Source organism: Herbaspirillum sp. 1130, assembly GCF_017833835.1.
Taxonomy (GTDB): Bacteria; Pseudomonadota; Gammaproteobacteria; order Burkholderiales; family Burkholderiaceae_D; genus Herbaspirillum; species Herbaspirillum huttiense.
Map to the genome: position 1 here is coordinate 584,248 of NZ_JAFICQ010000003.1, position 21,040 is coordinate 605,287.

Sequence of the window (21,040 nt, forward strand, 5' to 3'; positions counted from 1 at the left end):
TCGCCGCGCCTGCTGAAGCATCAAACAAAACGGGCGCACCTGAGACCAGGTGCGCCCGTTTCTTCATCGACAGGCGGCGGGCATCCGGGGATGCCGCCGTCATGCCCGCATCAACCCTTCAGTTCATTGAAGATGTCGATGTATTCCTGCTGCGCTTCGGCTTGCGGCTTGCCCTTGAGGGCGGCCCAGGCGTCGAACTTGGCGCGGGCCACGAAGTCGGTCATGCCGGGGCGCTCGCCCTGCACGTCGCCGTTGCTGCCCTGCTTGTAGAGGCCATACATCTTCAGCAGGGTCATGTTGTCGGGACGCTCGGGCAGGCTCTTGGATTCTGCGACCGCGGCTTCGAACTGTTCTTGCAGGGTACTCATGTCTCTCCTCCCTCGGGCTCAGACGGCCAGCAGTTCGACTTCGAAGATCAGGGTGGCATTCGGGGGGATCACGCCGCCCGCGCCACGGGCACCGTAGCCCAGGCCTGCCGGGATGATCAGCTTGCGGGTGCCGCCGACCTTCATGCCTTGCACGCCTTCATCCCAACCCTTGATGACGTGGCCAGCGCCCAGCGGGAAGGCGAACGGGTCATTGCGGTCCTTGCTGGAATCGAACTTGCTGCCGGCGGTGCCGTCCGTGTTCTGCAGCCAGCCGGTGTAATGCACGGTGACGTGGCTGCCGGCCTTGGCTTCATCGCCAGCGCCAACGTTGATTTCTTCATATTGCAGCCCGGAAGCTGTGGTGATGATGGACATCGGTTTCCTTTCGGTGAGGGGATCGGTTGGCGGCCGCATGGCCAGATTCCTGACGACTGCTGACCATGCAAAATGCTTCATGGAAACATTGCGTGTGCCAGACCGTGCATCAGGCGTCGCAGGTGCGTTGCGACTGGCGTTCAGGCCGCCCCGGTGGCGTCATGCGACCGGATCGGCAGGCAGTGTAAACCAAAAATCTAGAAATTTTTCATATTGCTTCAGTGGGCTGTCAGCGGGATCGTTGCAGCGAGCGTTAAGAGCCGAGGACGTGCTCCAGGGGCTGCTCTGGCACGATAGATCAGGCATTTTTGAGTAAAGTTCTTCATGTTGCGTCGATTCAGCCAACTTTTATCCCTTTCCCTGCGCGCCGCCTGTGTCTCGGCCGTGCTGGCCTGTATGGCCGCCCCGGCCCATGCCAACGTCGTCGTGGTACTCAACTCCGGTGACGCTTCGGTATCGCTGCTGGACGAAACCGGCGAGAAGGAGTTGTCGACCTTCTCGGTGGGCAAGGAGCCGCACCACCTGATGGCCACGCCGGACAACAAGTCCTTGATCGTGGCCAGCGCCACCGGCAACCAGTTGCTCTTCCTCGATCCCAAGACCGGTGCTGTGCAGCGCAAGCTGCGCGACATCATCGATCCCTACCAGATCGGCTTCACGCCCGACCAGAAGTGGTTCGTTGCCACCGGCCTGCGCCTGGACCGGGTCGATGTCTACAGCTATGACGGCCAGGACCTGAAGCTGTCCAAGCGCATCCCGCTGGCCAAGACCCCCAGCCACATCGCCTTCGACAACGCCAGCACCACCGCCTTCATCACCCAGCAGGGCAGCGACCAGATCAGCGCCATCGACCTCGCCACCCAGCAGGTCAAGTGGACCATGCCGGTAGGCAAGCTGCCGGCCGGCATCATCATGACCCCCGACAACAAGTACCTGATGGTCGGCATCATGGGCAGCGACTACGTCGAAGTGATCGACTGGCGCACCCAGAAGATGGTCAAGAAGATCAAGACCGGCATCGGTGCCCACAACTTCCGTGGTCAGGGCGACAAGCGCTACGTCTACGTCTCCAACCGCGTGGCCAACACCATCAGCGTGGTCGATATGACCACTTTGGAGAATGTCGGCACCATCAAGGTCCCCGGCGGCCCGGACTGCATGGAAGTGACCGCCGATGGCAAGACCATGTGGGCCACCCTGCGCTGGAGCAAGAAGGTCGCCGTGATCGACCTGGAAACCCGCTCGGTGACCAAGGTGATTCCGGTAGGCCGCTCGCCGCACGGCATCTACCTGTACAACCGCGCGCCGGATCTGTAATGGCGGACGCATCGTGGAGGACCTGCCGATGACGTTGCGTCCTTTGAAACCCTCCCTGCGCGGCCTGTGCCTGTTCGCCATCCTGGCGGCCGGCCAGGCCGTTGCGCAATCGGCGGCGCCGGAAGCACCCGCCTGCAAGGGCAGGATCTACCTCACCTTCGATACCGGCAGCCAGTCCCAGGCCGAACTCATCGAGCAGACCCTGCAGCGCCACCACATCAAGGCTACTTTCTTCCTCGCCAACGAGAAGACCATCCACGGCGACTATTCCCTGGATCCTGCCTGGGCACCGCTGTGGAAGCGGCTGGTGGCCGAAGGGCACGCCTTCGGCACCCATACCTTCGACCACGTCTACGTGGTGCGCGACCTGCCCGAGGGCAAGATCGAGGTACGTCCGCAGTTCGGGGCGCAAGCCGGCAAGAAGCTGCAATGGACGCCGGCCCAGTATTGCGAGGAAATGAAGCGTGTCGATCAACGCTTCCAGCAACTGACCGGCCACAAGCTTGATCCGCTCTGGCGTGCGCCCGGTGGCCGACTGACCCACAACCTGCTCAAGGCCGGCGAAGCCTGCGGCTATGCCCATGTGGCCTGGGCCCCCGCTGGTTTCTCGGGCGATGAACTGCCCAGCGACAAATTCCCCAACGAGATGCTGTTGAAGAAAGCCCTGGACGGACTCAAGGATGGTGATATCTTCCTGGCCCATATGGGTATCTGGTCGCGCCAGGATCCGTGGGCGCCAGCCGTGCTGGAGCCGCTCATCAGCGGGCTGGAGCAGAAGGGGTTCTGCTTTGCCACGCTGCGCGAGCATCCGTCCTACCGCCACCTGTTCGCTGCCGGGAAGGAACACTGACCCCGGACACCAGTCCAAACCGGCGCCGGCCCAGGGGAGGGGAGCTGCCGCCGCCACCGTCACACCGAATCAACGCTATCCATGATCCAGACCATTTCCGACCTCTTTGCCACCGTCCAGGGCTGGCTCTTCGAAACCCTGGTGCAACCACTGGTGTTCTTCATCGGCATGGGGGAATTCGTCGAAGAAGCTTTCACCGGCACTGAATTCGTCCTGGTAGGCATCTGTGAGCTGGTGATCCTGTTCCTGATCCTGCGCCCGCTGGAGTCTGCCATCCCGGTGCATCCCATCACCGACCCGCGCGCCCGCTGGAACGATTTCATCTACACCGTGCTGCAGCGCCTGGGCATCATCCCCATCATCGCCTTCCTGCTGCTCGATCCGGCGCTTTCGTATCTTTCCGAAGCCCTGCACCTGGAAGGCTGGGGCACCTTCAACCTCGACCAGGTCTGGCCCGGCGTGACCGACCGCGCGCTGGTGAGCTTCCTGCTCTACATGGTGGTGCTGGACCTGTGTGAATACATCTACCACTGGGCCCAGCACAACGTGCGCTGGATGTGGGCGCTGCACAGCCTGCACCACAGCCAGCAGAACATGAACCTGTGGAGCGACGACCGCAACCACATGCTGGACAACCTGGTGCACGACATCATCTTCGGTCTGATTGCCGTCCTGATCGGCGTGGAACCCTCGCAATACATTCTGCTGGTGTCGCTCTCGCGCATGCTGCAAAGCCTGCAGCATGCCAACGTGCGCATCCACTTCGGCCGCCTGGGCGAATACCTGCTGGTGTCGCCGCGCTTTCACCGCACCCATCACGCCATCGGGCTGGGCCATGAAAGCCGGGGCCGCAATTCGCTGGGCGGACACAACTTCGCGGTGCTGTTCCCGATCTGGGATGTGCTCTTCCGCACCGCCCACTTCAGCCAGGGCTTCGCCATGACCGGCGTGCGCGACCAGCTGCCGCCGCCGGCCGGCAAGGGACGCGACTACGGACGCGGCTTCTGGGCGCAGCAATGGCTGGGTTTGAAACGCCTGGTCGAATTCACCCGCAGGAAGCCCCGCTGATGCGCCTGTTCATCGCTTCCTTCGGGCGTGCCCTGCTGGCGCAATTGCATATCCGCATGTTGTGGCTGACAGTGCTGCCCTTCGTCGTGTCGCTGGGCTTGTGGGCGGTTTGCCTGTGGCTGGGGCTGCAACCCATCATCGACTGGCTGCAGGGCTACTTCGTCTCGCACGGCATGTTCGGCGAGATCGGTGGCATGCTGGCCTGGTTCGGCATGGGGGCGCTCAAAACGGTATTGGTACCCTTGCTGGCCATGTGGACGCTGCTGCCGCTGATGATCCTGACGGCGCTGGTGTTCGTCGGCTTGTTCACCATCCCTGCCATCGCCCGTCACATCGGCATGCGCCACTATCCCATGCTGGACAAGCGCCACGGCGGCAGCGTGGCCGGCAGCCTGTGGACCTCGCTGTGGTGCTTCGCCGTCTTCACGGTGCTGTGGCTGGCCACGATCTGGGTATTCCTGATCCCGCCGCTGGCCTTCGTCATTCACTCGCTGCTGTGGGGCTGGCTGACTTATCGCGTGATGGCCTATGACACCCTGGCCGACTACGCCAGCACCGAAGAACGGCGTGCCGTCCTGCACCTGCATCGCTGGCCGCTGCTGGCCGTGGGCACCATCGCCGGTGCGCTCGGTGCGGCACCGACGCTGCTGTGGCTGGGCGGGGTGCTGTCGGTGATCCTGCTGCCGGCGCTGGCGGCGGTGGCGATCTGGCTGTACGTCGTGGTGTTCGTCTTCACCGGCTTGTGGTTCCAGTTCTATTGCCTGGAAGCGCTGCTGCGTTATCGCAGCGGCCAGGCACCCGATGGTCCTGCCGACACCAACGTCATCGACGTGACGCCACGTTGACGCCGGTTTGATGGTCCCTGCCCGAGACGAACCCGGGGCAGGGCAATCCGTCCCGGCCCGAATCGGGCATAATCGCCGCAATGTTTCATCAACCTATCGGGCAGACAGACTCATGGCATTCGGACTCATCATCATCGGCGACGAGATCCTCTCGGGCCGCCGCATCGACAAGCATTTCCCCAAGGTCCTGGAGCTGCTCAGCCAGCGCGGACTGCAACTGTCCTGGGCCGAGTACCTCGGCGACGACCCCGAGCGCATCACCGCCACCCTCAAGCGCACTCTTGCCACTGGCGACGTGGTGTTCTGCACCGGCGGCATCGGCGCCACCCCTGACGACCACACCCGCCAGTGCGCGGCCGCTGCACTGGGCGTGCCGCTGGTGCTGCATCCCGAAGCCAAGGATAAGATCCAGGAGCGCATCGCCGACATGGCCCGCGAAGCCGGGACCACGCCCGACTTCAACGCAGCGGACAACCTGCACCGCCTCAAGATGGGCGAATTCCCGCAGGGCGCCTCCATCATCCCCAACCCCTACAACAAGATCCCCGGTTTCTGGCTCAAGAACACCAGCGGCACCGGTGCCCATTACTTTGCGCCGGGCTTCCCGGTGATGGCCTGGCCGATGTTCGAATGGGTGCTGGAGACCCATTACGCCGACCAGTTCCACCGCCAGGCCTGGGCCGAGCGCTCCATGCTGGTGTTTGAAGCGATGGAGTCGACCCTGACCCCGCTGATGGAAGCCATCGAAGCGCAATTCCCGCTGGTGAAGGTGTTCAGCCTGCCGCACGTGGGCGACGACAAGACCCGCCGCCACATCGACCTGGGCGTCAAGGGTGACCCGGCCCAGGTGGAACCGGCTTTCGAGAAGATGCAGGAAGGTCTGCGCGCGCTGCACGCCGAGTATCAGATCAGCAACTGAGGCCGCTGCCGGCGTTGGCGCAGGTCAAAAAAAATGCCCCGGCCAGACCGGGGCATTCATTTCTGCGGGAGAACCCGGAGATTACTTCTTGGTTGCGCGGGTCACCTTGGCGCCGGCCTGGGAGATCTGGTCCACGGCGTTGGTCACGTTGGCTTCCAGCACTTCAGCGGCTTGCTTGGCGTTCTTGGTGAACTGCTCGTAGCCGGCGCTCATGTTGCCGATGGCCGACTTGAACATCGAAATGGCCTGCTCGGAACCGGCGGGGGCGTTCTTGGCCACTTCGTCGATCATCGCCACGACCTTGCGGTTGACTTCGGCGATCTGGGCTTCGGCAGCCTTGGTCAGTTCAGCCTGGGTGCTGGAGAAGATGCCGCTCAGGTGACGGCTGTAGGCCACCGACTTTTCCAGCGTCGGCTGGGCGTGCGAGCTGGTCAGGGTGAAGAATTCCTGCGGGTCCTTGGCCGAGAACAGCTTTTGCGCAGCAGCCTGGGTTTCTTCGAGCGAGGACTTGGCAGCCTTCAGGTTCAGGTCCACCAGTTTTTCCACGCCTTCAAAGGTCTTGCTGGCCAGCTGGTTGAACAGGGCGATTTGCGCTTCAGCGTTGGCTTTGGCAGCGGCGGAAAATTGCTCGGTGTAGGTCGTCATGTTGAAACATCCTTCTCGTTGATGGGTTGATGAACAAGGCAGCGACAGTGATTGCTTACGGACCGATCAGTGTTGACAGGTGGATCCCCGATGTAATTTCTTCTTTGAATATGATGCGATGCACAAGGCGGATTCTAGTTCAATCGTGCATAAAGTCAAACGTTTCAATGCACGGGAATCATAAAAAGCGCTTCAAAATTGATCCAAGTCTAATCAAGGACTTAGCGCTGTTTTAGGAATTTTCTGAAAAGAGATGCCATTCCGGATGAGCTTTTGCGTCGCAGCATCAAAAGCGGTTATCGTTGCGGGGCGCGCAATCGTTTGCGCTGCGCAGCAAAGCGTTTTGTTGCAATGCGGCAATCACATCAACGTAACGGAAAATCAATGTGAAAGCGTACTACAGTGATCACTTCGTTTTACCCCTGCCACCGGGCCACCGCTTCCCGATGGTGAAGTACCGGATGATCCGGGAGGCGGCTGCGGCTGCCGTGCCGGATCTGGACTTTCACGAGGCTCAGCCCGCCAGCGACGGCGAACTGGCGCTGGCCCACCATCCGGACTATATCGCCCGCGCCAGTGCCGGCCAACTGTCCGCCGTCGAACAGCGCGAGATCGGCTTCCCTTGGTCGCCGCAGATGGTAGAACGCTCGCGCCGCTCTTCCGGTGCCACCATTGCCGCCTGCCGCGCCGCCTTCAGCGAGGGAATCGCGATTAACCTGGCCGGCGGTACGCATCACGCCTACGCCGATCATGGTGCAGGTTTTTGCGTCTTCAATGACGCCGCCATCGCGGCCCGGCTGATGCAGGCGGAACGCCGTGCGGCGCGGGTGGCCATCGTCGATCTGGATGTGCATCAGGGCAACGGCACCGCTTCCATCCTGGCGCGTGATGATTCAGTGTTCACCTTGTCGCTGCACGGAGAGAACAATTATCCTTTCGAGAAAGAGCAGAGCGACCTCGACGTGGCCTTGCCAGATGGCGTGGGGGATGCCGATTACCTGCAAGCTCTGCGCGACGCCCTGCACACCCTGCAGCAGCGCTTCGCCCCGCAGTTGCTGATCTACCTGGCCGGGGCCGACCCGCATGAGGGCGACCGCCTGGGCAAGATGAAGCTGACCCTGGGCGGACTGGCGGCCCGCGACGAGACGGTCTTCGCCTATGCCCGCGAGCATAAAATCCCGGTTGCGGTTACGATGGCGGGCGGTTACGGACGAGATATCGAACAGACCGTCGCCGTACACATACAAACGATAAGACTCGCCAGCCTCCACGCTGCCCGCTGGAGCGCACGTTGAGATGACCCGGGCAGCACCCCCGTGCGCCCGCTGATGGAAAAGAAATGATGCAATCCGCCGCCGGTGCCCGCCGGCCTCGCCAGCTCCTGATGAGCCTGGTGCCTTTGTTGTTCGTGCTGATCTGGAGTACCGGCTTCATCGTGGCCAAGTTCGGCCTGCCGTATGCGCCGCCGTTGACGTTCCTGCTGCTGCGCTTCACCGGGGTGCTGGTGGTCCTGCTGCCGCTGGTGCTGTTGTTCCGCGCCCCCTGGCCGCACGGCCGCATCCGCCATGTGGCGGTGGCCGGTGTGCTGCTGCAGGCGGGTTACCTGGCCGGGGTCTGGTGCGCCATCAAGGTCGGCATGCCGGCCGGCTTGTCGGCCCTGATCGTCGGGCTGCAACCCATCCTCACCGCCTTCGCCGCCCCCTTGCTGGGCGAATCGGTGAAGGGCCGGCAGTGGATTGGCCTGGCGCTGGGCCTGTGCGGGGTAGGGCTGGTGGTGGCCAACAAGATTTCACTGATTGGCCTGTCCACTGCCAGCATCGCGCTGTGCGTCTTTGCCTTGCTGTGCATCACGGCCGGTACGCTGTACCAGAAGCGTTATTGCGCCCACTTCGATTTGCGCACCGGCACGGCGATCCAGTTCATGGCTTCCATCGTCGTCGTCTTGCCCTTTGCCGTGGCCGTCGAAGGACTGGACTGGCAGTTGAGCAACGTCCATTGGACACCGCAATTCATCGGCGCACTGCTGTGGTCGGTGCTGGCGCTGTCGATTGGCGCGATCTTCCTGCTGTTTGCGCTGATCCGGCGCAGTGCTGCCACCAGCGTCACCAGTCTGCTGTACCTGACGCCGCCGACCACGGCCGTCATGGCCTGGCTGATGTTTGGTGAAGCGTTCAGCCTCATCGGTGCGCTGGGCATGCTGGTAGGCGTGATCGGCGTGGCCTTCGTGGTGCGCAAGTAAGCCGACCGGTGCCTTGCCTTCTTCAGCCGGGCGTCATCGCGCCCGGCATCAGCGTCACCAGCTTCAGGTCGGGGCGGTTGGCCACGCGGAAATTGACCTGACGGTACAGCAGTTCCCCCAGCTGCGGATGCTGGAAGCGGCGCTCGCCGCCTTCACGTTCGATCACATCCTGCAGGTGCCAGGCCCGCTGGAAAAGCGGGCTGGCGGCCGACAATTCCTCCACCAGCCCCAGCAGTTCCGGATCATCCAGCAGGCTGGCGCTATCGGCGCGGAATTCGGCCACCAGCCGCCGCGCCCGTTGTTCCCATTCCACCGTCAATGATTGCGCGGCCGCGCTGCTGAACATGAAGCGCAGCAGGTTGGGCGGTTTTTCCTTGCCATCCAGCCACCCTGCAAAGAGCTTGCGCGCGGCCGGATTCCAGGCCACGGCATTCCAATAGCGGTCCAGCAAATAGGCCGGGGCGCGGAACTGGCTGACCACTTCCAGGATTTCCGGCGCCACCGCGGTGGCGGCCTGCTGCTCCGGCAACACCGGATCTTTCTTTCCCGCCAATTCAAACAGATAGGCCCGTTTGGCACGCGGCAGGTGCAGCGCATCGGCGATGCGCGCCAGCGCCTGGGGCGAAACCGAATCCGTGCGCCCCTGTTCGATCCAGGTGTACCAGGTCACGCTGATGCCGCACAGTTGCGCCACTTCCTCACGCCGCAGGCCGGGCGTGCGGCGTCGCCCATGGGCCAGATGCGGCAGGCCGGCCTGGGCCGGTGCGGTCTGTTCGCGCTGGGATTTGAGGAAGTCGCCAAGGGCGCGGCGGGCGAGGTCGGGTTCCATGAAGGCGGGCAGGGTGGTGGTCGGGGTAATAGTATAAATGCTTCACTTGTAACAGGATAAGAATTCGCTAGACTGGCGTTTCCTTCACAGCACTGCTGTCTTTTCCTTCATATCGCCCCGGAGCCCCGCCATGCGCAGCCATCAGCAAGTCGTCACCGAACAGTTCGGCAGTACCGCCGCCGCCTACCTCACCAGCAGCGTCCATGCCCAGGGAGCCGACCTGCAGGAGCTGGCGCAGATTGCCGCCTCCATCCCCGGTGCACGCGTGCTGGATCTCGGCTGCGGTGGCGGCCACGCCAGTTTCGCCGTGGCACCGGTGGTGGAGAAGGTGATTGCCTATGACTTGTCCGAAGAGATGTTGAAGGTGGTGGCCAGCGCCGCAATCGAGCGCGGCCTTGAGAATCTGGCCGTGCGCCAGGGCAGTGCCGACCGGCTGGATTTTCCTGATGCCAGCTTCGACCTGATCTGCACGCGCTTTTCGGCCCACCATTGGCGTCAGTTGCCGCAGGCCTTGAATGAAGTATTTCGCGTGCTCAAGCCGGGCGGGCGTTTCATCGTCATCGACACCGCCGCGCCGGCGGATGTCCTGGCGGATACCTATGTGCAGGCCATCGAATTGTTGCGCGATACTTCACACGTACGCAATGTCAGCCTGAACTCCTGGCGCAAGCTGCTGCGCGGCGCCGGCTTTGCCATCGCCAGCGACAAGACCTGGAAGCTGCGCCTGGAATTCGATTCCTGGGTGGCCCGGATGCGTACTCCGCAAGACAGCATCACTGCCATTCGTGCCCTGTGGCAGGCTGCGCCCGGCGAGGTGAAGGAGTATTTCGACCTCGACGCGGCTTGTTCCTTCTCCATCGACGTGGCCATGCTGGACGCCCGCAAACCTTGACCGGCCAGTGCCGGTGCCTGCGATTCGGGCCAATGGAAACGCCCCGTCCCCCGCCCTTGAAGGCAGGAGACGGGGCGTCAACGATATGTGACACTGCCTCGTTATCATTTCACTTTGGATTATGGTAAAGCGAACATCTGGGGTCAGTATTGCCGTCTGTTATCGTGATTGTGACCGAAAGCTGACAGCTAGACTGGTAATATGCCGTGTCGTTGGCCTGGGTTTTGCTTGAGAAAATTCGAAAAACATCGAGCAGCCACCCGGCAAATTTGCAGTAAATCCCGAAAAAGTGTGGGGCACCGGATCGGGCGCGGAGATAGAAACGCGTTTAAAAAAATGCGCTAACGTCTTAATTCTCTTGCGAAAAATCTGCATTTTGCTACACTGCCAACGTTTCTCTTGTGTACTTTCAGGGTAAATTGGGGGGAGTTCCACCTATGATCAAATCAGCGCTGGCCATTTTCACATCACTACTGTTCATCCACGCTGGTTTGGCTCCTGCCGCTGCCCAGACGGTCAACAATGCCGCCAAGAAAGCGCCGGCCAAGAAAGTCGTGGCCAAACGCTCGGCCCAAGCCGTCAGCAAGACGGTGGCCAAAGGCTCCCTGAACAACCGCGAAAAACTGGTCCGCAAGGTCAGCGTGGTCAAGGGCAAGCGTCACATCAGCTACCAGCGCGTTTCGGCCGCGCCGTCCATTCCGGTGGTGCCGCCGGTGATGACCGCCGGTGATCTGGCCGGCCTCAATCTCACTCCTGATCCGGTCGGCCTGCGTTCCAACGTGGCGCTGGTGATCGACCAGGCCAGCTCGCAAGTCCTGTTCGAGAAGAATTCTTCAGTTGCGCTCCCCATTGCCTCGGTCACCAAGCTGATGACCGCGCTGGTGGTGGTCGAAGCGCGCCTGAACATGGAAGAAACCCTGACCGTCACCGATGACGACGTCGACCGCGAAAAGCACAGCAGCTCGCGCCTGCGCGTGGGCGCGACCCTGAGCCGCGATGACATGCTGCACATCGCCCTGATGAGCTCCGAAAACCGTGCTGCCTCCGCGCTGGGCCGCAACTACCCGGGTGGCCTGCCGGCCTTCGTGGCGGCCATGAACGCCAAGGCCCGTTCGCTGGGCATGACCGATACCCGCTATGTCGATTCGACCGGCCTGTCCAGCCAGAACGTGGCCAGCGCCCGTGACCTGGCCAAGCTGGTGGTGGCGGCGTACAACTATCCGATCATCCGCCAGTACTCCACCGATCCCAAGTACATGGTCGAGCCCAGCGGCCATGCCATGCAGTACAACAGCTCCAATCGCCTGACCTCCAACAAGGAGTGGGATATTGGCCTGCAGAAGACCGGTTTCATCAACGAAGCCGGCCACTGCCTGGTCATGTATACCCGTATCGAAGGCCGTCCCATCGTGATGGTGTTCCTCGACTCCAAGGGCCGCCTGTCGCATGTGGGCGATGCCGCGCGCATGCGCAAGTGGCTGGTGGAAGACCAGCCCAACCTGACCCGCGTGAAGATGGTGCGGGCGGACGAGGGTTGATTCTTTCTTCATCTGCTTCACCGGCTGCAAATAAAAAGCGAACCTGATGGTTCGCTTTTTTAATGCCCGTCGTTTGCCATGCAAGCTTTGTGATCACGCCTGAGTGTCCGAAACGCTTGTATCAATTCAATATTTCAACAATAATTGAAATGTTGAATTAACAGGAGAAGCGTATGGAAACCGGCCCCGTCATTGCGGCCTTGGCGGCCCTGGCCCAGGAATCGCGACTGGCGATCTTCCGTCATCTGGTGCAAGTCGGGCCCGCGGGCAGCGCCGCCAGCAAGATCGGCGAGGCCTTGGCCATCGCACCGTCCTCGCTTTCCTTCCATATGAAGGAACTGTCGCACGCCGGACTGGTGACTTCCCGCCAGGAGGGGCGCTTCGTCATCTACGCGGCCGATTATTCCCGCATGAATGAAGTCTTGCGCTTCCTGACCGACAACTGCTGCGGCGGCAATCCCTGTACGCCCGTTGCCGCCTGCTGCGAACCCTCCAGCGGCATCGCTGGAGCGGCGGCCAAACCGTGTTGAGCCAGGAGAGAACGTGCTGACCGCTTTATTCATCTTCCTGCTGACCCTGACGCTGGTGATCTGGCAGCCCAAGGGACTGGGCATCGGCTGGAGCGCCTGCGGTGGTGCCGCCCTGGCGCTGGCCTGCGGCGTGATCCACCTCGCCGACATCCCGCTGGTCTGGCATATCGTCTGGAACGCCACCGGCACCTTTGTTGCCATCATCATCATCAGCCTGTTGTTGGACAAGGCCGGCTTTTTCGAATGGGCCGCCTTGCACGTGGCCCGCTGGGGCGGCGGACGTGGCCGCATGCTGTTCGTGCTGCTGATCCTGCTGGGGGCGGCGGTCTCGGCCTTGTTCGCCAACGACGGCGCCGCGCTGATCCTCACGCCCATCGTCATCTCGATGCTGCTGGCACTGCGCTTCTCGCCAACGGCGACACTGGCCTTCGTCATGGCGGCGGGATTCATCGCCGATACCGCCAGCTTGCCGCTGGTGGTATCGAACCTGGTCAATATCGTTTCGGCGGATTTCTTCAACATCGGCTTTGCGCAATACGCTTCGGTCATGGTGCCGGTCAACCTGGTCTCGGTGGCGGCAACTCTTCTGGTGCTGCTGATCCATTTCCGCCGCGACCTGCCAGAGCGCTACGACCTGGCGCAGCTGCGCACGCCCGCCTCCGCGATCCGCGATCGCGCCACGTTCATTGCCGGCGGCTGGGTGCTGGCGCTGCTGCTGGCCGGCTTCTTCTGGCTGGAAGGAAAAGGCTTGCCGATCAGTGTGGTGGCGGCTGTCGGGGCATTGATCCTGTTGCTCGTGGCCGGCAGAGGGCGCGTCATTTCCACCCGTGCGGTCATCAAGGGGGCACCGTGGCAGGTGGTGTTCTTCTCGTTGGGCATGTATCTGGTGGTCTATGGCCTGCGCAATGCCGGGCTCACCAACGCTCTCACCGGTGTACTGAATGAATTCGCCACGCACGGCGTCTGGGGTGCCGCCCTCGGCACGGGTGTGCTGACGGCCTTGCTGTCGTCGATCATGAACAACATGCCTACGGTGCTGGTCGGTGCGTTATCCATCGACGCCACGTCGGCGCAAGGTGTGGTCAAGGAAGCGATGGTCTACGCCAACATCATCGGCTGCGACCTCGGCCCCAAGATCACGCCCATCGGCAGCCTAGCGACCTTGCTCTGGCTGCATGTGCTGGACAGCAAGAACATTCATATCTCCTGGGGTGCCTACTTCCGCACGGGCGCCTTGCTGACGCTGCCGGTGCTGCTGGTCACCTTGTCGGCACTGGCGCTCAGGCTGGGTGCCGGGGCCTGATCATCCCGGGATGCAATCCACTTCAACACGGACCTTCACCATGACTACCATCTATCACAATCCTGCCTGCGGAACCTCCCGCAATACCCTGGCCATGATCCGCAACAGCGGTGAAGAACCGACCATCATCGAGTACCTGCAGCACCCGCCCAGCCGCGAACAATTGGAGACGATGATCCGCGAGGCTGGTCTTGCGGTGCGCGAAGCCATCCGCCAGAAGGGGACGCCTTATGCCGAACTGGGCCTGGACCATCCGGCCTTGACGGACGCGCAGTTGCTGGATGCGATGCTGGCCCATCCGATCCTGATCAACCGGCCCTTCGTAGTGACTTCGAAGGGGACGCGCCTGTGCCGTCCTTCCGAACTGGTGCTGGAGATCCTGCCGCATCCGCAGCAAGGTCCGTTCACGAAGGAAGATGGGGAAGTGGTGGTGAATGCGGACGGCCAGCGCGTTGCTGCCCGGTGAGTCTGCAGAGGGTCGTGCTCAGCCGCGATCCTTGCGATACCCCAGTGCCGAGGAAATCTGGCTGGCCGTGCTCACCAGGTCATCCACCCATTCATCCTGCAGGCGGTCGGCCGGGGCCGAGATCGACAGGCCCGCCACCAGCTTGCCGCTGTCGTCGCAGATGCCGGCGGCCATGCAGCGCACGCCCAGTTCCAGTTCCTCGTTGTCGCGCGCATAACCCAGCGCGCGCACCATGGACAGTTCGCGCTCCAGCTTGGTCAGGTCGGTAATGGAGTTCTTGTTGTGGCCAGCCAGCCCGGTGCGGGTGGCATAGGCGCGCACGTTCTTGGGATCGTCCACCGACAGGAACAGTTTGCCGGTCGAGGTCAGGTGCAGCGGCGCGCGGCCGCCGATGGCGCGTACCACCTGCATGCCGGAACGTTCAGAAAAGGAGCGGTCGATATAAACGATTTCATCAGCCTGCCGCACCGACAGGTTGATTGTCTGGTGCGTCTTGCGATGCAGCGCCCGCATGAAGTCCAGTGCCGCTTCCCGCACCGACAGCCGGCTCTTGACGATGTTGCCCAGTTCCAGCAGGCGCATGCCCAGGCGATAGGTGCCCGGCTCCACGCGGTCGACGAAGCGCTTCACGACCAGGTCATTGAGGATGCGGTGCGCCGTCGACGGATGCAGGTCGGTCGCCGCCGACAATTCCTTCAGGCTCACCGGGTCGGGATACTCCGCCAGCGCGTCGAGCAGCGACACCATGCGCTCGATGACCTGGATTGAAATCTGTTCTGTCTCGCCTGCAGCTTCTTTTTTCATGGCGCGGCCTGGTGCGTTGCAATATGAAGGTTATACCACAATGTGAAAAGAACAAAAAGTCCGGTCGTGCTTTTCTTGCGTGACGGGAGCTTCACATGGCCCGATGTGAGGGGCGCAAAGCCGCGTCGGGCGGGGAGGGCGGCCTGGTACGATTTCAGCACGCTCGTCCCCTCAACCAAGACTTTGGTTATATAAACCGGGATCCTTATTCCGGCGCCGTGTTCTTTCATATCTGTTTTTCGCATATCGAGAGAAGAAAGTATTCGTTCTTTTTGGACAGCAGGCTCATTAACCTGTGTGCTCCAAAACAACAGAACATTCGGGAACGGATATGCTGAAGAAGATCATCAAATCGGTCGCTGCCGCTCTGGTGCTGGCGCAAGCCGCCTCGCTGGCGCACGCGGCCGATATTTCGCTGCTCAATGTCTCTTATGACCCGACGCGCGAACTCTACGCCGACTACAACAAGGCCTTCGCCAAGTACTGGAAGGAAAAGTCCGGCGACAACGTCACCATCAAGGCCTCTCACGGCGGCTCCGGCAAGCAGGGCCGTTCTGTGATCGACGGTATTGATGCCGACGTGGTGACCCTGGCCCTGGCCTATGACATCGACGAAATCTCGGAAAAGGCCAAGCTGCTGCCGGCCGACTGGCAAAAGCGCCTGCCGCACAACAGCTCGCCCTATACCTCCACCATCGTGTTCCTAGTGCGCAAGGGCAACCCCAAGGGCATCAAGGACTGGGGCGACCTGATCAAGCCGGGCGTCTCCGTCATCACCCCCAACCCCAAGACCTCGGGCGGTGCCCGCTGGAATTACCTGGCGGCCTGGGCCTATGCCAAGCAGAAGGGCGGTAGCGACGACGCCGCCCGCGACTACATCGCCAAGCTCTTCAAGAACGTGCCGGTGCTGGATTCCGGTGCCCGTGGCGCCACCATCACCTTCGTCGAGCGCGGCATCGGTGACGTGCTGCTGGCCTGGGAAAACGAAGCCCTGATCTCCTTGAAGGAATGGGGGCCGGACAAGTTCGACATCGTCGCTCCCTCGGTTTCCATCCTGACCGAGCCGCCGGTGGCCGTGGTGGACAAGGTGGCTGACCGCCGCGGTACTCGCAAGGTGGCCGAGGAATACCTGAAGTACCTGTACTCGGAACAGGGCCAGGAAATCATCGCCAAGAACTACTACCGTCCCATCGATCCCAAGATCGCCGCCAAGTACGCTTCGCAATTCCCCAAGCTGAACCTGGTGACCATCGACAAGGATTTCGGCGGCTGGCAGAAGGCGCAGAAGACGCACTTTGCTGACGGCGGTACTTTCGACCAGCTCTACGCTCCCAACAAGAAGTGATCTGAACCTGCAAGAGGGACCGGCCCGGCCGGTCCCATCCACCCCTCAGCACAAGCACACGACATGACCATCCTGTTACTGGCCGGCAGCCCCTCGGCGCCTTCCCGCTCCACCCGTCTGTTGCACCACGTCGGCGACAAGCTGGCCCATCTGGGCCACCGCTATGCACGCTTGGATGTGCGCGACCTGCCGGGACAGGCCATCCTGCGCGCCGACTGGAACGATCCGGACATCAAGGCGGCCCTGGCTACCGTCGAAGAAGCCTCGGCCGTGGTGGTCGCCACCCCGGTCTACAAGGCGGCCTACAGCGGCATCCTGAAGGCTTTCCTGGACCTGCTGCCGCAGTTCGGCCTGACCAACAAGCTGGTGCTGCCGCTGGCCACCGGTGGCAGCCAGTCGCACATGCTGGCGCTGGACTATGCGCTGCGCCCGGTGCTGTCGTCGCTGAACCCCAAGCACGTGCTGCCCAGCATCTACGCCACCGAGGCGCAGGTGACCTGGAGTGAAGAAAACGGCCTGGTGCTGGATGCGCCCATCGAAGCCCGCGTCAATGAAGGCGTGGAGCAGCTCTCGGCCAGCCTGCAGGCCCTGCACAAGGTGGCACCTGAACAATTCCGCGAGATTCCCTTCTCGCAGTTGCAATACAGCGTTTCCTACTGAACCTGGCCGGATTCATTCCGGCTTTGCCCTCGACTGAAAAATCACCGGCTGGTGCAGCGGAAGGCCCGCTGTACGCCTGAATTTCTGGAATCTGGAGAAAACATCGTGTCCGCCAACAAGAACAAGACCCTTCGTTCCCCGCGTCGCCGCACCCTGCAGCGCCTCTCTGCCATCGCTTTGGGCGCACTGGCCTTCTCCCTGGGCGCGGCCCCGGCCCAGGCGCAGGAAACCAAGCTGCTGCGCATCGGCTATCAGAAAGCCGCCAATACCCTGGTGCTGCTCAAAGCCCACGGCGCGCTGGAAAAGCGCCTGCAGCCGCTGGGCGTGGAAGTGAAGTGGGCCGAGTTCGCGGCGGGTCCGCAACTGCTGGAAGCGCTCAACGTGGGCTCGGTCGATTTCGGCTACGTCGGTGAAGCGCCGCCGGTCTTTGCGCAAGCGGCCGGTGCCGACTTCGTCTACACCGCCTATGAAATCCCGACCCCGGATGCCGAAGGGCTGCTGGTGCAAAAGGATTCACCGATCAAGAGCGTGGCCGAACTGAAGGGCAAGAAGATCGCCTTCAACAAGGGTTCGGACGTGCATTGGCTGGTAGTGGCCTTGCTGAAAAAGGCCGGTCTGCAGTACAGCGACATCCAGCCGGTCTACCTGGCCCCGGCTGACGCCCGTGCCGCCTTCGAACGTGGTGCGGTCGATGCCTGGGCGATCTGGGATCCGTTCCAGGCCGCCGCTGAAAAGCAGGTCGGCGCACGCCGCCTGGCCTCGGGCGTGGGGGCGGTCAGTCACCACCAGTTCTTCCTGAGCGCGCGTCCCTTTGCGTCCAAGAATCCACAGGTCCAGAAGATCCTGCTGGAAGAGATCACCCGTGAAGGCGAATGGGTCCGTACCCACACTGCAGAAGCCGCCGCCCAGCTGGCGCCCATCCAGGGTCTGGATGCCGACATCATTCAGACGGGCCTGAAGCGCTATGCCCACGTCTACAAGCCGGTCGATGCCCAGGTGCTGGCCGAGCAGCAGAAGATCGCCGACGCCTTCTTTGAGCTCAAGCTGATCCCCAAGCAGCTCAAGGTCAGCGACGCCGTCCTCAAATAAACAACATAGTGATCGAACACCCCTAGTCCAGCAGCACAGGAGTCAAGCATGAACGTTTTCTGGTTTATCCCTACCCACGGCGACAGCCGCTACCTCGGCACCTCCGAAGGAGCGCGCCCGGTGACCCACGACTACATGAAGCAGGTCGCCGTGGCGGCCGATACCCTCGGGTATGACGGCGTGCTGCTGCCCACCGGACGTTCCTGCGAAGACGCCTGGGTGGCTGCGGCCAGCCTGATCGATGCGACGCAGCGCCTGAAATTCCTGGTGGCGGTGCGTCCCGGTCTGACGGCGCCCACGCTGTCGGCGCGCATGGCCGCGACCTTCGACCGCCTTTCCAATGGCCGCCTGCTCATCAACGTGGTCACCGGTGGCGATCCGGTCGAGCAGGAGAGCGATGGCATTTTCGGCAGCCATGCCGAGCGCTATGAAATCTCTGACGAATTCCTCAAGATCTGGCGCGACGTACTGGCAAAAACCCGTACCGGCGAAGAGACCAACTTCGAGGGCAAGCACCTGAGCGTCAAGGGCGCCAAGGCGCTCTACCCGCCGGTGCAGACACCCTATCCGCCGCTGTACTTCGGTGGCTCCTCGGACGAAGCCATCGACCTGGCCGCCGAGCAGGTCGACGTCTACCTGACCTGGGGCGAACCCCCGGCGGCCGTGGCCGAAAAAATCGCCCGCGTACGCGAACGCGCCGCCAAGGCCGGCCGCACGCTGCGCTTCGGCATCCGCCTGCACGTGATCGTGCGCGATACCAATGAAGCCGCCTGGCGCGCCGCCGACGAACTCATCAGCCGCCTGGACGACGAGACCATCGCCAAGGCCCAGGCCAACTTCGCCCGCATGGACTCGGAAGGGCAGCGCCGCATGGCTGCCCTGCACGGCGGCCGCCGCGACAAGCTGGAAGTGAGCCCCAACCTGTGGGCCGGCGTCGGCCTGGTGCGCGGCGGTGCCGGTACTGCGCTGGTGGGCGATGGCCCGACCGTGGCTGCCCGTATCAAGGAGTATGCGGACCTGGGCATCGATACCTTCATCCTCTCCGGCTATCCGCACCTGGAAGAATCCTACCGGTTTGCCGAACTGGTGTTCCCGCTGCTGCCGCGCACCCAGCGCGAAGGCCTGGCCGGTCCCTTCGGCGAGATCGTCGGCAATACCGAACTGCCCAAGCCCGCGCCGGTGCGCGTGTCGGCAAGCTGAGGCCGGCATGACCAGTGCATCCAATCCCGTGCTCGCCAACACTGCTCCGCAGGAGCAGGCGCGCCCCAAAGCCGCTGCCAAGGCCGCACGCAAGCCGCGTGGCGCCTGGGTCGGCTGGCTGCTGCCGGTCCTGCTGCTGGTGTGGTGGGAGATCGCGGCACAGGCCGGCTGGCTGTCCAGCCGCATCCTGCCGGAACCGTTCGCGGTGTTGAAGGCCGCGTGGAACCTGTCCGCCTCCGGCGAGCTGTGGCGCCACCTGGCTGTCTCCAGCGGCCGTGCGGCTTCCGGCTTTGCCGTCGGCGCAGGACTGGGACTGATCCTGGGCCTGCTCTCCGGCAGCCTGCGTTCAGCCGAACTGCTGCTTGATACCACCCTGCAGATGGTGCGCAACATTCCGGCACTGGCCCTGATTCCACTGGTGATCCTGTGGTTCGGCATCGACGAGACGGCCAAGCTGTTCCTGGTCTCGGTGGGCGTGTTCTTCCCGGTCTACCTGAATACCTTCCACGGCATCCGCTCGGTGGACCAGGGTTTGATCGAGATGGCCAAGAGCTACGGCCTGTCGGGCTGGCCGCTGTATCGCGACGTGATCCTGCCGGGCGCCTTGCCCTCCATCCTGGTCGGCCTGCGCTTTGCGCTGGGTCTGGTGTGGGTGCTGCTGATCGTGGCCGAGACCATCTCGGCGCAGGCCGGCATCGGCTACATGACCATGAATGCCCGCGAATTCCTGCAGACCGATGTGGTGCTGGTGGGCATCCTGCTCTACGCCTTGCTGGGCAAGCTGGCCGATACCGCGGCGCGGGCACTGGAACGCTTCTTCCTGCGCTGGCACCCCGGCTACCAATGACGAGCCCCATGAATGCATCAGGAAACCATCATGCGCAATGACACCCAGGAACACCAGCAAGTCAGCCGTGCCGCCGGCCGGGGCGTAGGCCTCAGGCTGCGCGCCTTGTCGAAGTCCTTCAGCGGACGCACGGTGCTGCACGACATCGACCTCGACATCGAACCCGGCGAATTCGTCGCCATCGTCGGCCGCAGCGGCTGCGGCAAGAGCACCTTGCTGCGTCTGGTGGCCCAGCTCGATGGCGCCAGCGGCGGCGAGGTCGTCTATGAACACGAAGGCAGCGGCGAGCCCGAGATCCGCATCATGTTCCAGGATGCGCGCCTGCTGCCCTGGAAACGGGTGCAGGCCAACGTCGCGCTGGGCTTGCCCAAGCAGGCCGCGCCGCAGGCGCTCAATGCCCTGCGCCAGGTCGGCCTGGACCAGCGTGCCGGCGAATGGCCGGCGGTGCTCTCCGGCGGCCAGCGCCAGCGCGTGGCCCTGGCGCGCGCACTGGTCCACGACCCGCAATTGCTGCTGCTGGACGAGCCGCTGGGCGCGCTCGATGCGCTCACCCGTATCGAGATGCAAGCCCTGATCGAATCGCTCTGGCGCGAACGTGGTTTCACCGCCTTGCTGGTGACCCACGACGTGCAGGAAGCCATCGCCCTGGCCGACCGCGTGCTGCTGATTGAGGACGGCCACGTGGCACTGGACCAGCGCATCGACCTGGCGCGCCCGCGTTCACGCGGCCAGGCCCAGTTTGCCGCGCTGGAGGAAGCCATCCTGGCGCGCGTGCTGCGGCACCCCGGCAGCGAGGCGGCTACGGAGCCATCTGAAGATTTCTTCACGCCACGCGGCGTACATCAGGTGCAGTGGGCGGTGTGAGTTTGACCGCATGAAGGTTTGACCCGATTTTCAGTTTTTTAGTGGTA

The 21,040-nt window shown here is 62.9% G+C and carries 23 protein-coding genes; 18 read left to right on the plus strand and 5 right to left on the minus strand.

All coding sequences use genetic code 11. The features are described from left to right. Positions 1-110 precede the first annotated feature (110 nt). Positions 111-368 carry an acyl-CoA-binding protein gene (locus JOD78_RS16210; protein ID WP_034340818.1) on the minus strand — a complete coding sequence of 86 codons (258 nt, stop codon included), beginning with the start codon at positions 366-368 and terminating at the stop codon, positions 111-113. A gap of 18 nt (positions 369-386) precedes the next feature. Beyond that, positions 387-743 carry an FKBP-type peptidyl-prolyl cis-trans isomerase gene (locus tag JOD78_RS16215; protein ID WP_039787583.1) on the minus strand — a complete coding sequence of 119 codons (357 nt, stop codon included), beginning with the start codon at positions 741-743 and terminating at the stop codon, positions 387-389. 324 nt (positions 744-1,067) lie between these two features. Between JOD78_RS16215 and JOD78_RS16220 the strand changes: the two genes are divergently transcribed. The 5 genes from JOD78_RS16220 (at position 1,068) to JOD78_RS16240 (ending at position 5,742) form a co-directional block, all read left to right on the plus strand. Further along, positions 1,068-2,060 (plus strand): cytochrome D1 domain-containing protein, encoded by a 993-nt coding sequence (locus JOD78_RS16220; RefSeq protein WP_134134945.1) that lies wholly within the window; start codon positions 1,068-1,070, stop codon positions 2,058-2,060. A gap of 28 nt (positions 2,061-2,088) precedes the next feature. Beyond that, entirely contained in the window at positions 2,089-2,910 is an 822-nt protein-coding gene (locus tag JOD78_RS16225; protein ID WP_134134947.1) for a polysaccharide deacetylase family protein, read from the plus strand. Between the two features lie 81 nt (positions 2,911-2,991). Continuing rightward, entirely contained in the window at positions 2,992-3,978 is a 987-nt protein-coding gene (locus JOD78_RS16230) for a sterol desaturase family protein (RefSeq protein WP_034340837.1), read from the plus strand. After that, positions 3,978-4,823 carry an EI24 domain-containing protein gene (locus JOD78_RS16235; protein WP_121038840.1) on the plus strand — a complete coding sequence of 282 codons (846 nt, stop codon included), beginning with the start codon at positions 3,978-3,980 and terminating at the stop codon, positions 4,821-4,823. The genes JOD78_RS16230 and JOD78_RS16235 overlap by 1 nt, the downstream gene beginning before the upstream one ends. 112 nt (positions 4,824-4,935) lie before the next feature. After that, a complete protein-coding gene (locus tag JOD78_RS16240; RefSeq protein WP_121038843.1) occupies positions 4,936-5,742 on the plus strand; it encodes a molybdopterin-binding protein in 807 nt (268 codons plus the stop codon). An 81-nt stretch (positions 5,743-5,823) separates the two neighbouring features. Here the strand turns inward: JOD78_RS16240 and JOD78_RS16245 are convergent, their stop codons facing one another. After that, positions 5,824-6,387: a phasin family protein gene (locus JOD78_RS16245; protein ID WP_121038846.1), complete on the minus strand. Its 564-nt coding sequence runs from the start codon at positions 6,385-6,387 to the stop codon at positions 5,824-5,826. A gap of 380 nt (positions 6,388-6,767) precedes the next feature. Between JOD78_RS16245 and JOD78_RS16250 the strand changes: the two genes are divergently transcribed. Both JOD78_RS16250 and JOD78_RS16255 read left to right on the plus strand, forming a co-directional pair. Continuing rightward, the gene (locus tag JOD78_RS16250) at positions 6,768-7,682 is read left to right on the plus strand and encodes a histone deacetylase (protein ID WP_227022633.1); all 915 of its coding nucleotides are present in this window, start codon (positions 6,768-6,770) and stop codon (positions 7,680-7,682) included. Positions 7,683-7,726: 44 nt separating this feature from the next. Next, entirely contained in the window at positions 7,727-8,626 is a 900-nt protein-coding gene (locus JOD78_RS16255; RefSeq protein ID WP_209568466.1) for a DMT family transporter, read from the plus strand. A 22-nt stretch (positions 8,627-8,648) separates the two neighbouring features. Here JOD78_RS16255 and JOD78_RS16260 read toward each other — a convergent pair whose 3' ends face one another. Continuing rightward, a complete protein-coding gene (locus tag JOD78_RS16260) occupies positions 8,649-9,455 on the minus strand; it encodes a helix-turn-helix transcriptional regulator (protein WP_134134955.1) in 807 nt (268 codons plus the stop codon). Positions 9,456-9,585: 130 nt separating this feature from the next. Here JOD78_RS16260 and JOD78_RS16265 point away from each other — a divergent pair, with 130 nt between their 5' ends. The 5 genes from JOD78_RS16265 to arsC all read left to right on the plus strand — a co-directional run bounded on the left by JOD78_RS16265 (position 9,586) and on the right by arsC (position 14,184). Further along, entirely contained in the window at positions 9,586-10,347 is a 762-nt protein-coding gene (locus JOD78_RS16265) for a class I SAM-dependent methyltransferase (RefSeq protein WP_209568465.1), read from the plus strand. Between the two features lie 437 nt (positions 10,348-10,784). Further along, entirely contained in the window at positions 10,785-11,885 is a 1,101-nt protein-coding gene (pbpG, locus tag JOD78_RS16270; protein ID WP_209568464.1) for a D-alanyl-D-alanine endopeptidase, read from the plus strand. A 173-nt stretch (positions 11,886-12,058) separates the two neighbouring features. Continuing rightward, positions 12,059-12,415 carry a metalloregulator ArsR/SmtB family transcription factor gene (locus JOD78_RS16275; protein WP_121038861.1) on the plus strand — a complete coding sequence of 119 codons (357 nt, stop codon included), beginning with the start codon at positions 12,059-12,061 and terminating at the stop codon, positions 12,413-12,415. A 13-nt stretch (positions 12,416-12,428) separates the two neighbouring features. Then, positions 12,429-13,718, plus strand: coding sequence for an arsenic transporter (locus tag JOD78_RS16280; protein WP_121038864.1), 1,290 nt, complete (start codon positions 12,429-12,431; stop codon positions 13,716-13,718). 40 nt (positions 13,719-13,758) lie between these two features. Then, positions 13,759-14,184, plus strand: coding sequence for an arsenate reductase (glutaredoxin) (arsC, locus tag JOD78_RS16285; RefSeq protein WP_134134959.1), 426 nt, complete (start codon positions 13,759-13,761; stop codon positions 14,182-14,184). Between the two features lie 18 nt (positions 14,185-14,202). Here arsC and JOD78_RS16290 read toward each other — a convergent pair whose 3' ends face one another. Then, a complete protein-coding gene (locus tag JOD78_RS16290) occupies positions 14,203-14,988 on the minus strand; it encodes an IclR family transcriptional regulator (protein ID WP_034329682.1) in 786 nt (261 codons plus the stop codon). A 331-nt stretch (positions 14,989-15,319) separates the two neighbouring features. Between JOD78_RS16290 and JOD78_RS16295 the strand changes: the two genes are divergently transcribed. The 6 genes from JOD78_RS16295 to JOD78_RS16320 all read left to right on the plus strand — a co-directional run bounded on the left by JOD78_RS16295 (position 15,320) and on the right by JOD78_RS16320 (position 20,993). After that, positions 15,320-16,333 carry a sulfate ABC transporter substrate-binding protein gene (locus tag JOD78_RS16295; RefSeq protein ID WP_034329680.1) on the plus strand — a complete coding sequence of 338 codons (1,014 nt, stop codon included), beginning with the start codon at positions 15,320-15,322 and terminating at the stop codon, positions 16,331-16,333. A gap of 63 nt (positions 16,334-16,396) precedes the next feature. Further along, complete coding sequence (ssuE, locus tag JOD78_RS16300; protein WP_121038873.1) at positions 16,397-16,993, plus strand: NADPH-dependent FMN reductase; 597 nt, start codon at positions 16,397-16,399, stop codon at positions 16,991-16,993. A 105-nt stretch (positions 16,994-17,098) separates the two neighbouring features. Continuing rightward, the gene (locus tag JOD78_RS16305; RefSeq protein ID WP_121040312.1) at positions 17,099-18,082 is read left to right on the plus strand and encodes a sulfonate ABC transporter substrate-binding protein; all 984 of its coding nucleotides are present in this window, start codon (positions 17,099-17,101) and stop codon (positions 18,080-18,082) included. A 48-nt stretch (positions 18,083-18,130) separates the two neighbouring features. After that, complete coding sequence (gene ssuD, locus JOD78_RS16310; RefSeq protein ID WP_121038876.1) at positions 18,131-19,282, plus strand: FMNH2-dependent alkanesulfonate monooxygenase; 1,152 nt, start codon at positions 18,131-18,133, stop codon at positions 19,280-19,282. Positions 19,283-19,289: 7 nt separating this feature from the next. Further along, positions 19,290-20,129: an aliphatic sulfonate ABC transporter permease SsuC gene (ssuC, locus tag JOD78_RS16315; protein WP_134134963.1), complete on the plus strand. Its 840-nt coding sequence runs from the start codon at positions 19,290-19,292 to the stop codon at positions 20,127-20,129. A gap of 30 nt (positions 20,130-20,159) precedes the next feature. Next, on the plus strand, positions 20,160-20,993 hold the full coding sequence (locus tag JOD78_RS16320; protein ID WP_121038882.1) for an ATP-binding cassette domain-containing protein: 834 nt from the start codon (positions 20,160-20,162) through the stop codon (positions 20,991-20,993). The last annotated feature ends 47 nt before the right edge of the window (positions 20,994-21,040 follow it).

Excerpts from the sequence above, each read along its gene's own strand:
- JOD78_RS16210 (WP_034340818.1), bottom strand. The coding sequence starts at position 368 with ATGAGTACCCTGCAAGAACAGTTCGAAGCCGCGGTCGCAGAATCCAAG.
- JOD78_RS16215 (WP_039787583.1), bottom strand. The coding sequence starts at position 743 with ATGTCCATCATCACCACAGCTTCCGGGCTGCAATATGAAGAAATCAAC.
- JOD78_RS16220 (WP_134134945.1), top strand. The coding sequence starts at position 1,068 with ATGTTGCGTCGATTCAGCCAACTTTTATCCCTTTCCCTGCGCGCCGCC.
- JOD78_RS16225 (WP_134134947.1), top strand. The coding sequence starts at position 2,089 with ATGACGTTGCGTCCTTTGAAACCCTCCCTGCGCGGCCTGTGCCTGTTC.
- JOD78_RS16230 (WP_034340837.1), top strand. The coding sequence starts at position 2,992 with ATGATCCAGACCATTTCCGACCTCTTTGCCACCGTCCAGGGCTGGCTC.
- JOD78_RS16235 (WP_121038840.1), top strand. The coding sequence starts at position 3,978 with ATGCGCCTGTTCATCGCTTCCTTCGGGCGTGCCCTGCTGGCGCAATTG.
- JOD78_RS16240 (WP_121038843.1), top strand. The coding sequence starts at position 4,936 with ATGGCATTCGGACTCATCATCATCGGCGACGAGATCCTCTCGGGCCGC.
- JOD78_RS16245 (WP_121038846.1), bottom strand. The coding sequence starts at position 6,387 with ATGACGACCTACACCGAGCAATTTTCCGCCGCTGCCAAAGCCAACGCT.
- JOD78_RS16255 (WP_209568466.1), top strand. The coding sequence starts at position 7,727 with ATGATGCAATCCGCCGCCGGTGCCCGCCGGCCTCGCCAGCTCCTGATG.
- JOD78_RS16260 (WP_134134955.1), bottom strand. The coding sequence starts at position 9,455 with ATGGAACCCGACCTCGCCCGCCGCGCCCTTGGCGACTTCCTCAAATCC.
- JOD78_RS16265 (WP_209568465.1), top strand. The coding sequence starts at position 9,586 with ATGCGCAGCCATCAGCAAGTCGTCACCGAACAGTTCGGCAGTACCGCC.
- pbpG (WP_209568464.1), top strand. The coding sequence starts at position 10,785 with ATGATCAAATCAGCGCTGGCCATTTTCACATCACTACTGTTCATCCAC.
- JOD78_RS16275 (WP_121038861.1), top strand. The coding sequence starts at position 12,059 with ATGGAAACCGGCCCCGTCATTGCGGCCTTGGCGGCCCTGGCCCAGGAA.
- arsC (WP_134134959.1), top strand. The coding sequence starts at position 13,759 with ATGACTACCATCTATCACAATCCTGCCTGCGGAACCTCCCGCAATACC.
- JOD78_RS16290 (WP_034329682.1), bottom strand. The coding sequence starts at position 14,988 with ATGAAAAAAGAAGCTGCAGGCGAGACAGAACAGATTTCAATCCAGGTC.
- JOD78_RS16295 (WP_034329680.1), top strand. The coding sequence starts at position 15,320 with ATGCTGAAGAAGATCATCAAATCGGTCGCTGCCGCTCTGGTGCTGGCG.
- ssuE (WP_121038873.1), top strand. The coding sequence starts at position 16,397 with ATGACCATCCTGTTACTGGCCGGCAGCCCCTCGGCGCCTTCCCGCTCC.
- ssuD (WP_121038876.1), top strand. The coding sequence starts at position 18,131 with ATGAACGTTTTCTGGTTTATCCCTACCCACGGCGACAGCCGCTACCTC.
- ssuC (WP_134134963.1), top strand. The coding sequence starts at position 19,290 with ATGACCAGTGCATCCAATCCCGTGCTCGCCAACACTGCTCCGCAGGAG.
- JOD78_RS16320 (WP_121038882.1), top strand. The coding sequence starts at position 20,160 with ATGCGCAATGACACCCAGGAACACCAGCAAGTCAGCCGTGCCGCCGGC.